General features: G+C 69.8%; 11 protein-coding genes. 4 read left to right on the forward strand and 7 right to left on the reverse strand.

The window, feature by feature from the left end; all coding sequences use genetic code 11:
- Positions 1-8: 8 nt before the first annotated feature.
- Positions 9-4,982, reverse strand: a complete 4,974-nt coding sequence (locus ABT147_RS37085) for an NAD-glutamate dehydrogenase (protein ID WP_351414643.1) — start codon at positions 4,980-4,982, stop codon at positions 9-11.
- 595 nt (positions 4,983-5,577) lie between these two features.
- Between ABT147_RS37085 and ABT147_RS37090 the strand changes: the two genes are divergently transcribed.
- A complete protein-coding gene (locus ABT147_RS37090; RefSeq protein WP_351414645.1) occupies positions 5,578-6,144 on the forward strand; it encodes a DJ-1/PfpI family protein in 567 nt (188 codons plus the stop codon).
- Positions 6,145-6,164: 20 nt separating this feature from the next.
- Here ABT147_RS37090 and ABT147_RS37095 read toward each other — a convergent pair whose 3' ends face one another.
- Together ABT147_RS37095 and ABT147_RS37100 are read right to left on the reverse strand one after the other, a co-directional pair.
- Entirely contained in the window at positions 6,165-6,833 is a 669-nt protein-coding gene (locus tag ABT147_RS37095) for an HAD family hydrolase (RefSeq protein WP_351414647.1), read from the reverse strand.
- A gap of 370 nt (positions 6,834-7,203) precedes the next feature.
- The gene (locus ABT147_RS37100; RefSeq protein ID WP_319126809.1) at positions 7,204-7,719 is read right to left on the reverse strand and encodes a DUF6912 family protein; all 516 of its coding nucleotides are present in this window, start codon (positions 7,717-7,719) and stop codon (positions 7,204-7,206) included.
- A gap of 342 nt (positions 7,720-8,061) precedes the next feature.
- Here ABT147_RS37100 and ABT147_RS37105 point away from each other — a divergent pair, with 342 nt between their 5' ends.
- A complete protein-coding gene (locus ABT147_RS37105) occupies positions 8,062-8,568 on the forward strand; it encodes an Rv3235 family protein (RefSeq protein ID WP_351414649.1) in 507 nt (168 codons plus the stop codon).
- A gap of 164 nt (positions 8,569-8,732) precedes the next feature.
- On the opposite strand, the gene secA is transcribed toward ABT147_RS37105, so the two are convergent.
- On the reverse strand, positions 8,733-11,579 hold the full coding sequence (gene secA, locus ABT147_RS37110) for a preprotein translocase subunit SecA (RefSeq protein ID WP_351414651.1): 2,847 nt from the start codon (positions 11,577-11,579) through the stop codon (positions 8,733-8,735).
- Between the two features lie 301 nt (positions 11,580-11,880).
- On the opposite strand from secA, the gene ABT147_RS37115 reads away from it, so the two are divergent.
- Positions 11,881-12,450, forward strand: a complete 570-nt coding sequence (locus ABT147_RS37115; RefSeq protein ID WP_351414653.1) for a GNAT family N-acetyltransferase — start codon at positions 11,881-11,883, stop codon at positions 12,448-12,450.
- A gap of 190 nt (positions 12,451-12,640) precedes the next feature.
- Positions 12,641-13,831, forward strand: a complete 1,191-nt coding sequence (locus ABT147_RS37120; RefSeq protein WP_351414655.1) for a winged helix-turn-helix domain-containing protein — start codon at positions 12,641-12,643, stop codon at positions 13,829-13,831.
- A gap of 55 nt (positions 13,832-13,886) precedes the next feature.
- On the opposite strand, the gene ABT147_RS37125 is transcribed toward ABT147_RS37120, so the two are convergent.
- The 3 genes from ABT147_RS37125 to ABT147_RS37135 form a co-directional block, all read right to left on the reverse strand.
- Positions 13,887-14,636 (reverse strand): response regulator, encoded by a 750-nt coding sequence (locus tag ABT147_RS37125; protein ID WP_351414657.1) that lies wholly within the window; start codon positions 14,634-14,636, stop codon positions 13,887-13,889.
- 205 nt (positions 14,637-14,841) lie between these two features.
- A complete protein-coding gene (gene hpf / locus ABT147_RS37130) occupies positions 14,842-15,534 on the reverse strand; it encodes a ribosome hibernation-promoting factor, HPF/YfiA family (RefSeq protein ID WP_502983222.1) in 693 nt (230 codons plus the stop codon).
- A 314-nt stretch (positions 15,535-15,848) separates the two neighbouring features.
- Positions 15,849-16,640, reverse strand: coding sequence for a ComF family protein (locus ABT147_RS37135; RefSeq protein ID WP_351414682.1), 792 nt, complete (start codon positions 16,638-16,640; stop codon positions 15,849-15,851).
- Positions 16,641-16,671 lie beyond the last annotated feature (31 nt).

The following is a 16,671-nucleotide window of genomic DNA, read 5'->3' on the forward strand; positions in this document are numbered from 1 at the left end:
CCGTACCGCTACGAGTGGCTGCGCAGCAGTGTCCGCATCGTCCGCATCGCCACCGACAGGTTCGCGAGGTCGAACGCGTCGGAGCTCTGGATGTCCTCCAGGGTCGTGCGCGCCCGGCCGAGGAGCGCCGCGTTCTTCTGCTCCCACACCTTGAAGCGCTGCTCGGGTGTGGAGGTGCCGTTGCCCGCCGAGAGCACCTCCGCGGTGAGGGAGGCGTGGGCCGCGTACAGGTCCTCGCGGATCGCGGCGCGGGCCATGGACTGCCAGCGGTCGGCGCGGGGCAGCTCGATGATGCGGTCCATGAGCTGGGTGATGCGCAGCCGGTCGGCGAGGTCGTAGTACACCTCGGCGACCTCCATCGGCGTCCGGCCGACCCGGTCGGCGACGGCGACGATGTCGAGCGTGGGGAAGGCCGAGGAGAAGCCCGCGACCCGGGTGGCCAGCTCCTCCGGGACCCCGGCGCCCGTCAGCTCGTCGTAGATCTTCTGGTACCACTCCAGGTCCGCGCCGCGCAGCAGCTTGGGCAGCTCGCCCCAGACCAGGTGCACGTCCTCCTTGAAGAAGTCGATGGTCCCGCTGAGCTCCAGCGGCTGCGGCCGGTTGTTGAGCAGCCAGCGCGTACCGCGCTCGACGAGGCGGCGGGAGTGCAGCCGGATCCGGGTCTGGACGGCCGCGTCGACCGTGTTGTCCAGGCCCTCGACCGCGTCCCACACCGCGCCCGACCCGAAGATCGCGCGGGACGCGGTCTGCGCCCGGACGATCTCCTCCAGGGAGGCCCCGGTCTCCTCCCGCAGCCGGTGCAGGAAGCTCGTACCGCCGGTGTTGACCGTGTCGTTGACCAGCAGGGTCGTGACGATCTCCCGGCTCAGCGGGTGGCTCTCGACATGCTCGGGGAACCGCTCGTGCAGCGCGGCAGGGAAGTACGCGTGCAGCAGCTTGCGCAGGTACGGGTCGTCCGGCAGCGAGGTGTGCAGCAGTTCGTCGGCGACCGTGATCTTCGTGTAGGCGAGGAGGACGGCCGTCTCGGGGCCGGTGAGGCCCTGCCCGGTGCCCAGGCGCTCGCGGATCTGCCGGTCGGTGGGCAGGAATTCGAGCGCCCGGTCGAGGTGGCCCTCGCGCACCAGGTGGCGCATGAAGCGCTGCTGGGCGTGGAGCATGTCCTTGGACTGGGCGAGGGCGTTGGCGATCGCCGTGTTCTGCGCGTAGTTGTTGCGCAGGACTAGACGGCCGACCTCGTCGGTCATCTCGGCGAGCAGCTTGTTACGCTGCTTGACGGTCATGTCGCCGTCGGTGACCAGGCCGTTGAGCAGGATCTTGATGTTCACCTCGTGGTCGGAGGTGTCCACGCCCGCGCTGTTGTCGATGGCGTCGGTGTTGACCCGCCCGCCCTTCTGCGCGAACTCGATCCGGCCCAGCTGGGTCAGTCCGAGGTTGCCGCCCTCGCCGACGACCTGGACCCGCAGGTCGCCGCCGTCCACCCGGATGGCGTCATTGGCCTTGTCGCCGACGTCCGCGTGGGACTCGGTGGAGGCCTTGACGTACGTACCGATGCCGCCGTTCCACAGCAGGTCGACCGGCGCCTTGAGGATGGCCTTCATCAGGTCGGCCGGGGTCATCTTGGCGACCTTCTCCTCGATGCCGAGGACGTCCCGGATGTGGGCGTTGATCGGGATCGCCTTGGCGGTACGCGGGAAGACGCCGCCGCCGGTGGAGATCAGATCGGTGTCGTAGTCCTCCCAGCTCGACCGGGGCAGTTCGAAGACCCGGCGGCGCTCGGCGTACGAGGTGGCCGCGTCCGGGTTCGGGTCGATGAAGATGTGCCGGTGGTCGAAGGCGGCGACGAGCCGGATGTGCTCGCTGAGCAGCATGCCGTTGCCGAACACGTCACCGGACATGTCGCCGATGCCGACGACCGTGAAGTCCTCGCTCTGGGTGTCGACGCCCAGCTCCCGGAAGTGCCGCTTGACCGACTCCCAGGCACCGCGCGCGGTGATGCCCATGCCCTTGTGGTCGTAGCCGGCGCTGCCGCCGGAGGCGAAGGCGTCCCCGAGCCAGAAGTTGTAGTTCTCGGCGACCCCGTTGGCGATGTCGGAGAAGGTCGCGGTGCCCTTGTCGGCGGCGACGACGAGATAGGTGTCGTCCTCGTCGTGCCGGACGACGTCCGACGGCGGTACGACCTCGCCGGCGACCATGTTGTCGGTGATGTCGAGCAGGGCGGAGATGAAGGTCTTGTAGCTGCGGATGCCCTCGGCCAGCCAGGCGTCCCGGTCCACGGACGGGTCCGGGAGCTGCTTGGCGACGAAGCCGCCCTTGGCGCCGACGGGCACGATGACGGTGTTCTTGACCATCTGCGCCTTGACCAGGCCCAGGATCTCGGTCCGGAAGTCCTCCCGCCGGTCGGACCAGCGCAGCCCGCCCCGGGCGACCTTCCCGAACCGCAGGTGCACGCCCTCGACGCGCGGCGAGTACACCCAGATCTCGAACGCCGGACGCGGCGCCGGGAGGTCGGGGATGGCCTGCGGGTCGAACTTCATGGAGACGTAGTCGTGCGGCTTGCCGCCTGCGGCCTCCTGGAAGAAGTTCGTGCGCAGCGTCGCCTTGATGACGGTGAGGAAGGACCGCAGGATCCGGTCCTCGTCGAGGCTCGCGACCTGGTCGAGGGCCGCGTCGACCTCTTCGAGGAGCGCGTCGACGATCTCCCGGCCGGCCCGCTGCCGGTCCGGTGACATCCGCGCCTCGAACAGCGACACGAGCAACCGGGTGGTGTGGACGTTGTTGCGGAGGGTGTCCTCCATGTAGTCCTGGCTGAAGGTGGACCCGGCCTGCCGCAGGTACTTGGCGTACGCGCGCAGCACCATGGCCTGCCGCCAGGTGAGGCCGGCGCTCAGCACGAGCGCGTTGAACCCGTCGTTCTCGGCCTGCCCGGTCCAGGTGGCGGCGAAGGCCTCCTGCACCCGCTCCCGGGCGTCGTCCCCGGCGTAGTCCACGCTCCCGGCCTGCGGCCTGGGCATGCGCAGCCCGAAGTCGTAGATCCAGGCGGTCGTCCGGTCCGCGCAGCGCAGCTCGTACGGCCGCTCGTCGATGACCTCGACGCCGATGCGGTTGAGGACGGGCAGCACCGCGGAGAGCGAGACGGAGCCGCCCTTGCGGTAGATCTTGAACCGGCGCTCGTCGGGGGCGGCGCCCACCGGCTCGTACAGGCTGAGCTCGAAGTCCTCGTCCTGTTCGAGCGCTTCGAGGCGGACGAGGTCCGCGACGGCCGTGCGCGGGTTGTGGTCGGCCTTGTAGCCCTCGGGGATGGCGTTCGCGTACCGGCGCAGCAGTTCGGCGGCGCGCTCCTCGCCGACCTCGGCGTTGAGCGCCTCGGCGAACCCGTCCGACCAGGAGCGGGCGGCCTCGACGAGCTTGGCCTCCAGGCGGTCCTTGTCGGCGTCGCTGAGGTGCTGGAGTTCGGTGCCCGGCTGGACGCGGACCACGAAGTGCAGCCGGGAGAGGATCGATTCGGTGTTCCAGGCGGTGAAGTCGACGCTGATGCCGCCCAGTTCCTCCTTCAGGATGTCGATGATCCTGAGGCGTACGCCGGTGGTGTAGCGGTCGCGCGGGAGGTAGACCAGCGCGGAGTAGTAGCGCCCGTACTCGTCCTGGCGGAGGTAGAGCCGCAGCCGCCGGCGCTCCTGGAGGTAGAGCACGGAGGTGACGATGGCGCGCAGTTCGTCGGCGGAGGTCTGGAACAGTTCGTCGCGCGGGTAGGTCTCCAGGATCTGGAGCAGGTCGCGCCCGTCGTGGCTGTTGGGCGAGAATCCGGCGCCCTTGAGGACGTCCTCGACCTTGCGGCGGACGACGGGCACCCGGCGCACGGACTCGGTGTAGGCGGCCGAGGAGAACAGTCCGAGGAAGCGCCGCTCACCGATCACGTTGCCCTCGGCGTCGAACTTCTTGACGCCCACGTAGTCGAGGTACGACGGCCGGTGGACGGTGGCCCGGCTGTTGGCCTTCGTCAGCACGAGGAGCTTGTGCTCCCGGGCCTTGGCGCGGGCGTCGGCGGGCAGCCGCTCGAAGGAGGAGCTGACGGGGTGGTGGTCGTGTCCGGCGTGGTGCGGGTCGGAGCGCAGGATGCCGAGGCCGGTGCCCGCGACGGCGGCCAGCGAGTCGTCCTTCCGGAGCTCGTACTCGCGGTACCCGAGGAAGGTGAAGTGGTCGTCGGCGAGCCAGCGCAGCAGCTCGCGGGCCTCCTCCACCTCCTGTTCGCGCAGGTCGTCGGCGGTGTGCTCGGCGGGCAGGCCGTCTGCGATCCGGACCGCCGCCTCCCGCATCTTCTCCCAGTCCTCGACGGCCTCGCGGACGTCGGACAGGACGCGCAGCAGATCGTTGTTGATCTGCTTGAGGTCCGCCCGGTCGGTCTCGCGGTCGATCTCGACGTGGATCCAGGACTCGATGTGCGCGTCGTGCGGCAGCGTCTCACCGGCGGCCACGGCGGCGGCCGCCGCGGCGACGGCGGCCGGCTCGATGATCAGCTCGACGAGCTTGCCGGTGACGTCCCGGCGGACGACGACCTGGGGGTGGATGACGACATGGATGCCGCGCCCCTGCCGCGACAGCTCATTGGTCACGGAGTCCACGAGGAAGGGCATGTCGTCGGTGACGACCTCGACGACGGAGTGGCTGCACGTCCAGCCGTTCTCCTCGACGGTCGGGGTGTGGACCCGTACGTTGGCCGTGCCCTGGGGGCGGTTCTCGGCCAGTCGGTAGTGGGAGTGGGCGGCTCCGAAGACGTCGACCGGGTCACGGCCGCTCAGGTCCTCCGGGGCGGTGTGCAGGTAGTAGCGCTGGAGGAACGCGAGCACGGTGTCGTGGTCCGGGATGCCGGACGTGGTCTCGCTCGTCGTCCCAGTCGGTAGATACCCCCCGACCGGGCTGTTCTCAGCTACCCGGGCGGCCCGTTCGAGCAGCTCGGCCTTGGCTTCGTCCAGCTTGGTCTGCATTGTCCTCTGGCTCCTGTCGCGCGCCGTTGCGTGACGTAGAAGGAAGTACGAACTCGTCCCCTCCGACGCGCCACCACGACACGGGGTGTCCGGTCTGATTCGACGCTATGCCGCGGGGTGAGATGAGCGGGGGGTAATCAGCCATTCTCGGTGCCCGGCAGGGGTGTGACGCTGCTCTCGGCACCGTCCGGCCCGTGGATGCACCCGGCGTCCCGGGAGCCCTGGTGGCTCCCTCCCGCCCGCGAGGACCAGCGACCGCCGCCCGGCCACGGATGTCGTCCGTGTGCGCCGGGCGCAGGGCAGGGACGAAGGCGTCCCCGCGAGCTATCGCGCTGATCACGCCACAAGGCTATCCCTCCGCAAGGGGGGCACGTCATGAGCCGTATGTGTACAAAACAAGGGGTCGAACTTTGACGTTCTGCACAGTACCCATCGCGCACTTTTGAGCTTACCTCCGCGCAACCGAGCTTATACGCGCTTTCGCCGGACCCGGATCCCGTACACCCCCCTTGGCAAACCTTCACCCCGGATGCACGTTGCCCAGGAAGCCATAGCCTGACGAAGGAAGCCCTGAGGTACCGAGGGGAGCCCCACCATGACGGCCAAGATCCTGATCGTGACCGGCGACGCGGCGGAGTCACTGGAGGTCCTGTACCCCTACCAACGCCTCCGTGAGGAGGGGTACGAGGTCCATATCGCCGCCCCCAGCCGCAAACAGCTCCGCTTCGTGGTCCACGACTTCGAACCGGGCTACGACACCTACACCGAGAAGCCCGGCTACAGCTGGCCCGCCGACCTGGCCTTCTCCGAGGTCGACCCCGGTCAGTACGTCGCCGTCGTCGTCCCCGGCGGCCGGGCCCCGGAGTATCTGCGCAACGACCCCGAGCTGCGCAAGATCCTGAAATCCTTCTTCGACACGGACAAGCCGGTGGCCCAGATCTGCCACGGCCCGCTGCTCACCGCCTCCGTGGACGCGCTCCACGGCCGCCGCGTCACCGCGTACCCCGCCCTCGAACTCGACATGCAGGCCGCCGGCGCCACCTTCCAGGACGCCGAGACCGTCGTCGACGGCACCCTCGTCTCCGCCCGCGCCTGGCCGGACCACTCCGGCTGGATGCGGGAGTTCCTCACGGTGCTGCGGGCGAAGGCGCCGGTGACGTAGGGGGTGAGGGCGGTCGGGTACTACGCCGCCAGCCGCTCGGCCTCGGCGACGGCCTCCTCCAGGGTGTCCACGACGGGCACACCGACCGGCTCCAGGCTGGCCCTGCTGTGGGAGCCCCCGGTGTAGAGCACGGCCTGAGCACCCACGTGCCGGGCGGCGACGGCGTCGTCGGCGGCGTCCCCGATCACGACGGTCCGTCTCGGCTCCACCCCCACGAGCCGGCGCAGATGCCGCACCATGTGCTCGGTCTTGCTGCCGCCGGAGGGCCCGGTGCGCCCGTCGACCCGGACGAAGTGCGGCTCGATCCCGAAGCCGCGCACCAGCGGAACCAGCTCCTCGTGCACATACATGCTGAGGATCGACTGACTGCGCCCCGCCGACAGCCACTCCGCGAGCAGCGACGGCACCCCGTCGGTCAGCCCACAGGCGACCCGGTGCTCCGCGTAGTACCGGTGGAAGACCACATCCATGGCCTCCCACTCCTCGTCCGTGGGCAGCCGCCCGATCAGCCGCTCATAGAACTTCGGCACCGGCACGCAGTACAGCTCCCGGTACCGCTCCAGCGTGATCGGCTCGATCCCGAGCTCCGCGAACGCCGCGTTCGTCGCCCCGATGATCGCCTCGTTGTCATGGAACAGGGTCCCGTTCCAGTCCCAGACGATATGAGCCCCGACACCATTCATCCCCATCCCCACAACGTACCCCGCCCCCCTGACAACCCATTCCCGGCCACCGACCACACCGCCTGGGAGCCCCCGCCACCTGCAGCTGCGGGCACTCCCTACATAGCTGCGGGCAGTCGTGCCGCTGGGCGACGCCCGCCCACGGCCCATACGTAGGTAGCTGCGGGCAGTCGTGCCGCTGGGGCGATGGGGGTCCCTCCCGCTCGAGCGAAGCCGAGAGTGGGGGAGGGTGGGCGCAGCGGCACCCGGCAAGCGCCGGCAAGCGCCGGCAAGCGAAACCCGGCCCCCGCCCAGCCCCAGCAGGCGGCACCCACCCAGGCCGTACGTGGCTCCGGCCCAGCGGGGGGCACCGCGACACCATGCCCGCCCGGACCGCTCAGCCCCCCAACCCCACCAGGTTGGGAATCTCCTGCGTCGCGTACCAGAGCAGCTCGTGATCGTCCGCCCCGTCCACGATGAACTGCGCGTCGTCATCCCCCTGGTCCGCCGCCCCCAACGCGTCCGCCGCCTCCCCCACCTCCCCCTCGGCCTCCACCGAGTCGACATGCACAGCCGCCGCCTTGCCCAACGACACCGGCCCGGCCACCCGCACCTCACCGAGCGCCACCGGATCGAGCCCCCGGTCGGGATCGGCCACCGCGTCCCGGTCGGCCACATCCAGGGCCACGACGACCCGCCGCCGAGCAGCCCCCGGATCCACGGCCACCAGCCGCAACGACGCCAGCGCCGCCCGGTTCAGCGCCGCGTACTCCAACTCCTCGATGTCGTCGGACAGATACCACTCCCGCAGAGCCGGCGTGACGGCGTACGCGACGAACGCCCCCTCCCCCAGCTCACCCGTCTTGTACGCCTCGGCGAGCCCGGGAAGGGTCAGGGGGACGTAGACGCGCATGGCATGCCGCTTTCGTAGTCGTGATCTCGGAGCACCTCGAAAGCTTCGTCGCAGAGGTCCCCGCGAAGCCTCCGGAGGGCCTTCAGGATACGTGCGGGCGTCCCCTTTCGAGCCCCCGCCCAGCCCCCCGGACGCGTCCACCCCAGGCCCGCCACCTCACCCGGCACACCCCTGCCCCGCCGGGCCCGGCACCCCTCCCGCTCACCCTGATAGGTGAATCTCCCGCGCCCCCCGGCAGACCCCCACACCTCCTTGCGACGCCCCCCTCCGGCCTCGTACAAGATCCCCATCGCCAAGTTACCGACCGGTACCGGCGGCCTCACCGACGAACGGGGTTTTCCGATGAACAAGGTCATGACCAGGACCAGGCGCCACCCCGGCACCCGCCCGCCCGTACGCCACGACAGCCGCCGCCCCGGCCGCACCCCCGCCCGCACGACCCCGGCGGCCGGCCGCCCCTCCACACCCCAGCCCCAGCCCCCGACCACCCCCGTTCCCGCACCCCACCCCCGCCCCACCGACCGCTTCGCCGACCTCCTCCTCGCCGTACTGAGCGGCCGACGCCCGGTCCACAGCATGCTGCGCCACACCGCGGGAAGGGCCTACGACGACCTCGCCTGGCTGGCCGAACGCGGCCCGCTGCGCTTCACCCACGGCGCCCACCCCGTCGTCCGGGACATCGGCTACTACGTGGCGGGCCCCGGCGCCCTGGAGGTCTTCGCCCGCATCGGCGCGGGCGACCGCCTCCGCGCCATGGCCTTCCGCCTGGAACACGGCCCCGACCACCGCTGGCGCTGCACAGCCGTGGAACTGGGCGGCCCGAAGCTCCCCCACCCGGACGACGACTGAGCGACCGCTCCGCCCCGACGCACCGGACGTCGACCCCAGCCGAAACACACGACGACCGGGACGCACGAGGGGCCGGACACCCGAAGATGCCCGGCCCTTCACAGCCTCACGGCCTGCTACTCACCACTCATGGTCACCGCTCGCCGCTCGCGGAGCGACGACCCTCACTTCTTACGGCGACGGCTCGTCTTCCCCTGCTGCTTACGCCGCTCCGCACGCGTGAGACCGTCGGCCTCGGAGCGCACGGGCTCGTCCTCGGGCAGGTCGCCCTCGACGATGCCGCCCTCGCCGTCGACGGTCGGCGCGGAGAAGTGGAGGCGGTCACGGCGCTGCGGGGCCTCCAGGCCCTTGGCGCGGATCTCCGGCCGGGACGCGCCCGCCTGGGCCGGCACCGCGTCGCTCTTGTCGAGGGACGGCTTCGAGTCCTCGACCGGGACCTCCTCGACCTGCTGCTCGACCTGGACCTCCAGGTTGAACAGATAGCCGACGGACTCCTCCTTGATGCCCTCCATCATGGCGGTGAACATGTCGAAGCCCTCGCGCTGGTACTCGACCAGCGGGTCCTTCTGGGCCATCGCGCGCAGGCCGATGCCCTCCTGGAGGTAGTCCATCTCGTAGAGGTGCTCACGCCACTTGCGGTCCAGCACCGACAGCACGACCCGGCGCTCCAGCTCACGCATGATCTCGGAGCCGAGCTGCGCCTCACGCGCCTGGTACTGCTCGGTGATGTCGTCCTTGATGGACTCGCCGATGAACTCGGCGGTCAGCCCGGCCCGGTCCCCGGCGGCCTCCTCCAGCTCCTCGACGGTGACCTTCACCGGGTAGAGCTGCTTGAAGGCGCCCCACAGCCGGTCGAGGTCCCACTCCTCGGCGAAGCCCTCGGCGGTCTCGGCGGTGATGTACGCGTCGATGGTGTCGTCCATGAAGTGCTGGATCTGCTCCTGCAGGTCCTCGCCCTCCAGGACGCGGCGGCGCTCGCCGTAGATGACCTCGCGCTGCCGGTTGAGGACCTCGTCGTACTTGAGGACGTTCTTCCGGGTCTCGAAGTTCTGCTGCTCGACCTGCGACTGGGCGGAGGCGATCGCGCGGGTGACCATCTTGTTCTCGATCGGGACGTCGTCCGGCACATTGGCCATGGACATCACGCGCTCGACCATCTGGGCCTTGAACAGCCGCATCAGGTCGTCACCGAGCGAGAGGTAGAAGCGGGACTCACCGGGGTCGCCCTGACGGCCGGAACGACCGCGCAGCTGGTTGTCGATACGGCGGGACTCGTGCCGCTCGGTGCCCAGCACGTACAGCCCGCCGAGCTCCTTGACCTCCTCGAACTCCGCCTTGACCGCTTCCTCGGCCTTCGCGAGAGCCTCGGGCAGGGCGTGCGCCCACTCCTCGATGTGCTCCTCGGGGTCGAGGCCGCGCTGGCGCAGCTCCGCCTCGGCGAGGTCGTCGGGGTTGCCGCCGAGCTTGATGTCCGTACCACGGCCGGCCATGTTCGTCGCGACGGTCACGGCGCCCCTGCGGCCGGCCTGGGCGACGATCGTCGCCTCCCGGTCGTGCTGCTTGGCGTTGAGCACCTCGTGCTGGACGCCGCGCTTGCTCAGCTGCTGCGAGAGGTACTCGGACTTCTCGACCGACGTCGTACCGACGAGGATCGGCTGGCCCTTCTCGTGCTTCTCGACGATGTCGTCGACGACCGCCTCGAACTTCGCGACCTCGGTGCGGTAGATCAGGTCGGACTGGTCCTTGCGGACCATCGGCCGGTTGGTCGGGATCGGGACGACACCGAGCTTGTAGATCTGGTGGAACTCGGCGGCCTCGGTCATCGCCGTACCGGTCATGCCGCAGAGGCCGGGCCGTTCCTTGCCGTTGTGGTCGTGGCGCTTGTAGAGGCGGAAGAAGTTCTGCAGGGTGATCGTGGCGAGCGTCTGGTTCTCGTCCTTGATGTCCACCCCTTCCTTCGCCTCGATCGCCTGGTGCATGCCCTCGTTGTAGCGGCGGCCGGCGAGGATACGGCCGGTGTGCTCGTCGACGATCATGACTTCGCCGTCCATGACGACGTAGTCCTTGTCCTTCTTGAAGAGCTCCTTGGCCTTGATGGCGTTGTTCAGGTAGCCCACCAGAGGGGTGTTCACCGACTCGTAGAGGTTGTCGATGCCCAGCCAGTCCTCGACCTTGGAGACGCCGGACTCGTGGATGGCGACGGTGCGCTTCTTCTCGTCGACCTCGTAGTCGCCGGTCTCCTCGATGCCCTTGAGGGGCTGACCGGGCTCGCCCTTCTTCAGGCGCGTGACCAGCTTGGCGAAGTCGCCGTACCACTTGGTTGCCTGGTCGGCCGGGCCGGAGATGATCAGCGGCGTACGGGCCTCGTCGACGAGGATGGAGTCGACCTCGTCGACGATCGCGAAGTTGTGGCCGCGCTGGACGAGCTCGTCCTTGGACCACGCCATGTTGTCGCGGAGGTAGTCGAAGCCGAACTCGTTGTTCGTTCCGTACGTGATGTCGCAGGCGTACTGCTCGCGGCGCTGGGCCGGCGTCATGTTGGCCAGGATGCAGCCGACCTCCAGGCCCAGGAACTTGTGGACGCGGCCCATCATCTCGGAGTCGCGCTCGGCCAGGTAGTCGTTGACCGTGATCAGGTGGACGCCTTCGCCGGACAGCGCGTTCAGATACGCGGGCAGCGTGCCGACGAGGGTCTTGCCCTCACCGGTCTTCATCTCGGCGACATAGCCGAGGTGCAGGGCGGCGCCGCCCATGATCTGCACGTCGTAGTGGCGCTGGCCCAGCGCGCGCTTGGCGCCCTCGCGCACGGTGGCGAACGCCTCGGGGAGCAGGTCGTCGAGGGTCTCACCGTCGGCGTACCGCTGCTTGTACTCCTCGGTGAGGGCCCGCAGCTCGGCGTCGGAGAGGTCGACGAAGTCCTCTTCGATGGAGTTGACCTGGTCCGCGATGCGGTGCAGCTTGCGCAGGATTTTGCCTTCGCCTGCACGCATGATCTTCGAGAGGACGGACACGGGGGTTTGTCTCCTTGCCGGTCGGGCCTGGGGAGGGTCGGTTCAATGACAGTTGGCAGACTTGAATCACAGTTTGAGCAACGGCCATCGTAAGCGAGGACCCCGCCGTGCCGGGAGGTCTGGCAGTGACAGCTACCAGGACAACGGGCGGGCGTTGCGGATGGTGCCGCGTTCCGCACACGAAATGCGCGAATTGTGACCGCCTCCTCACCCACCGCGCCCCCGCGCCGGCCGCGGACCGGCCGCGGACCGGCCGCAAAAGGGGATGGCGCCCCTCCGCTCCGCCGAGCAGAATCGCCCGATGGAACCCGTCACCCTGACCACCGAGCGCCTGCTGCTGCGCACCGTGGACCACCACGACACGGACACGGTGTACGAGGCCGCGCAGGACCCGGACATCCAGCGCTGGACCATGATCCCCTCACCGTACTTGCGTGAGCACGCGGAAGGTTTCGTCGAGCAGGCCGTTCCCGAAGGCTGGGCCACCGCCTCGATGTTCACCTTCGGCCTCTTCCTCGCCTCCGGTGAACTGGCGGGCATGCTCGGCATCACCATGCGTGCCCTCGGCACCGGCGAGCTCGGTTTCTGGGCCACCAAGGAGCACCGCCGCAAGGGCTACATGACCGAGGCCACCCGCGCCGCCGTCCACTGGTCCTTCACCACCCTCGCCCTGGACCGCCTCGAATGGCGCGCCGAAGTGGGCAACACCGCCTCCCGAGCCGTGGCCGAACACCTCGGCTTCACCCTCGAAGGCACCCTCCGAGCCGCCCTCAACAACAACGGAGTCCGCCGCGACTGCTGGCTGGCCTCTCTCCTCCCCTCAGACTTGGGCCTGCCTTCCCCGGCGCCTTACCTACCGGCACGGGCGTAAGGCTCCTGTCGTAGCTGCGGGCAGTCGTGCCGCTTGGGCGGCACGGGTGGGCGCAGCGGCACCTCGTCAGCGCCGAGCCGCGCACCCCACCCGCCCGGCACCACCACCGGGCGCCCGAAAACCCCCGCCCAGGACCCCATCCCCCCCAGCTCACCCCCCACTGTCAGTCCCCTCCCCTACCCTGCGGAGCATGACCTCCCTCCCGCGCCCCACAACAGAACTCACCGCAGACGAGGCCCGCCGCATCGCCCTACGGGCACAGGGCTTCCTCGGCGCCCCGGACCGCAGATCCGGCGTCCGCGGCGTCCTGCGACACCTGGGCGCGGTCCAACTCGACACCATCTCGGTCCTGGCCCGCTCCCACGAACTCATCCCGTACGCCCGCCTGGGCGCCGTCGGCCGCACCACGGTCGACAAGGCCTACTGGACGACCGCCCCCGCCGGCGCGCCTTCGGCACGCCCCCACGCCTTCGAGTACTGGTCCCACGCCGCCTGCATCCTCCCCATCGAGGAGTGGCCCCACTTCGCCTTCCGCCGCCGCGCCTACCGGGCCCGCCCCCTCTGGGGCCACCAACTCCCGGACGGCGCCTACGACCGCGTCATCAAACAGCTCCGCGCCGAGGGCCCCCTCACGGCCACGGAACTGGGCGGAGCCAAACGCACCAGCGAATGGTGGGACTGGTCCGGCGAGAAGGTCGCCGTCGAACGCGCCCTGATGTACGGCGAGGTGGTGTGCGTGGAGCGCCGCGGCTGGAAGCGGGTGTACGACCTCGCGGAGCGCGCGATCCCGGCGGACCTCCTCCATGACGAGCTGGACGACACCGAGTGCGTACGCCGTCTGGTCCGCCTGGCCGGCGAGGCCCTCGGCGTCGGCACCCGCGCGGACATCGCCGACTACCACCGCCTCAAGGGCGAGCAGTTCGACGCGGTGGTCGCCGACTCGGGCCTGGTCCCGGTGACGGTTGAGGGTTGGGCCAAGCCCGCCTGGGCCGACCCGGCGGCCCTGGTCGCGCCCCCGCGCGGCCGCCACCGCACCACGCTCCTGTCCCCGTTCGACTCCCTCATCTGGGAACGGGCCCGCACGGAACGGATCTTCGGCTTCACCCACCGTCTGGAGGCCTACGTCCCCAAACAGAAGCGCGTCCACGGCTACTTCGCGATGCCGGTCCTGTCCGGCGGCCGGCTCGTCGGCCGCGTCGATCCCGCCCGCGACGGCCGCACCCTGGTCGCCAAACAGGTCACCCTCGACGGCCCCAAGGCGGTCCCGGCCGTGGCCCAGGCCCTCCTGGAGGCGGCGACCTGGGTGGACTGCACGGACGTACGCGTGGAGCGAGTGGACACCCCGGAGCTACACGCCGCCCTGGTACGCGCCCTGACGTGACCTGCCGACCGAAGTGACCGAGGCGGGGCCGGACGGCCGAAGTGACCGGCCCGCCCTAACGGATTTCGAGGATCTTCTCCCGCATCGCGTACACCACGGCCTCCATCCTGGAGTGCAGCTGAAGCTTCTCCAGGATGTTGCGCACATGGTTCTTCACGGTGTTCTCGGAGATGAACAGCTCCTTGGCGATGTCCCGGTTGTTCATCCCGGTCGCCACGAGCTTGAGCACTTCCAGTTCCCGGTCGGTCAGCCGCGGCGCCGGTACGAGGCGCCGCTCGTCGGTCCGCTGAATCATCGACTTGAACTCGGTGAGCAGCTTCGACGCCATCGAGGGGCTGATCTGTGACTGCCCGTCGGCGACCGCGCGAATGGCCGTGGCCACCTCGTCCGTGGAGATCTCCTTGAGGAGATAACCGGTCGCCCCCGCCTTGATCGCGTCGTAGAGATCGGCCTCCTCGTCGCTGATCGTCAACATGATGATCTTCGCGCTGGGGGCCACCTCCTTGATGGAGGTGCACGCCTCGATACCGCCGCGCTTGGGCATCCGTACGTCCATCAGCACGATGTCGGGCAGCAGATCCGCGGCCTTGTCGACCGCCTCCGCCCCGTCACCGGCCTCGCCGACGACCTGGATGTCCTCCTCGGCGGCGAGCACGATCTCCAGACCGCGGCGGAAAAGCGCGTGGTCGTCCACGACGAGAACCCGGATCGGCTCCTTGCGCGAGGAGCCCGCGGCGGAGCCCATGCCGACGGAGCCTTCGTCGGCATCCTCGTCACGCATCGGTCCGAAACTGCTGTCCGCCATCGTTCCTCCCCCTGAAGGCCGTGGCCTGTGTTTCTGTGCCATCGCCAACCCAAGGCAACGGCCCCCGGGTTGGGGCCGGTTCGGCCATGATTCCATGCCCGGCCCGTGCTGCGCTGACAGAGCGGGCCGCAAGGGGTCGCACACCGGTGCCCCTGGGGGCGCACAAGCGCTCCAGGGGCACCGGCTCAGCTGTCACCCGGCGCGGTCAGCCGCCGAGCGCGCCGCCCGCGGCGTCCGCGTGCGCCTGGGCGACCATCGGGTCCGTGCTGAGGTGGATGACGCCATAGTCGTAGGCGTGCCGCCGGTAGACGACACTCGGTTCCTTGGTCTCGGAGTCGACGAAGAGGTAGAAGTCGTGCCCGACCAGCTCCATCTCGTAGAGAGCCTGGTCGAGGGTCATCGGGGAGGCGACATGGGTCTTCTCGCGGACGATGAGGGGGCCTTCGCCCTTCACCTCCAGCGAGCCGATCTTCTTGGTGGGCACGCCGTCCGGCTTCTCCTCGTCGGCGACGTATCCGTTGCCGTTGAGGGTCGCCACGCCCTGGACGTGGTCGGCGACCTCCGCGGCCGTGAGCCTGCGCGCGCCTCGGCGCGTGTAACGCTTGTCGTGCTGCTTGCGCAGCCGGGCTTCCAGCTTGTCCGCCGCCAGGTCGAGCGCCGCATACGGATCGCTTGCCGCTGCCTCCGCCCGGATCACCGGCCCGCGGGAGTGGAGCGTGATCTCCACCCGGTCACTGCGGTCGGCCTGTCGGGGGTTGGGCTCCTTGGACACCTCGACGTCGAGGCTGATCACCTTGCCGTCGAGCTTCTGGATCTTCTCCAGCTTCAGCTTTTCGGCCACGTGCTTGCGGAACCGCTCGGGCACCTCGGTCTTGCGGCCCTTGACGACGATGTCCACGCAGAACTCCGTTCCCGGATCGCTCCGCTCCACTGGCGGAGCATCTCCCTTGTGCACCAGGTTCCGGTGACTCCCGGAACCGCGGACTCGGTGACTTCCACCTCCTCCTCCCCCGTGGGCAAGATCTCCACCCACCGATGCGGGGTGATTCGGAAAACCCGCAGCACAGCATTCGGATATGTGGTGAACGGCCGGGGCCATTCCCTCACAACCGAACATATCTCGCTCGGACGGATGTCGTCACCCTCTACCGAGACGTACCTCCGTTCAGGTGAATTGACCCTCTCGTTACCTGCAACGATGCAAGTTCTCAGTCAGTTCCGGTTTATTTCGAAAGCGTCGGGCGGCGCGGCGACCACCGCCGCGCTGATCGTGTCCGGGGCGGTGTCCGCGCCCGTCATTCCCGTCACCCCTTGTGTTCGCACCTGCTCCTCCCCCTTTCGTTCCGCGTCGAACTGTCCCGGCTCGGCCGCCCTCCCGTCCCGGGCCGCCCGCACCGCCCGGGCCGCCTCCGCGAGCGAGGCACCCGTCGTCATCAGGTCGTCCACCAGCACGACCGCGCCACCGCCCAGCAGCCGGGTACCCCCGGCGGCCACTTCCAGGGCACCCGCGAGGTTGTCCAGCCGCTGCCGGGAGTCCAGCCCCGACTGATCGGCCACGGCACGCCGCTGCCGCAGCACCCCGGCCACCCGGGCCGGCGTCCCGGTACGCCGCAGTTCCCCGGCGGCGGCCAGCGCGATCCGCCGCGCCGGGTCGTGCCCCCGCGCCCGCACCGCCCGCCGCGCGGACGGCACCGGAACCAGCAGCACCGGCCCACCGCCACCCGCCTGCACGGCCCCTGCCAAGGCCGTGCCGAGCGGTCCGGCGAGCGCCAGCGCTCCCCGTTCCTTGTGCGCGATCAGCGTGGCCCGCACCGCGTCCTCGTACGGTGCGGCCGCGTGCACCACGGGCAACCCCGACGGCTCCGGCTCCGGTCGCACCCGGCACGGTGCGGCCCCGGTCAGAGCCGCGCGGCACTCCGGGCAGAGCACCGCGCGAGGCCTTCCACAGCCTCCGCACTCGGCCGGCAGCACCAGATCCGTGAGGTCCTGCCACCACCCCCGCATGCCCACACTCTGCCAACGCATGCGAAGCCCT

It is taken from the genome of Streptomyces sp. NPDC001868, assembly GCF_040297125.1.
Classification (GTDB): Bacteria; Actinomycetota; Actinomycetes; order Streptomycetales; family Streptomycetaceae; genus Streptomyces.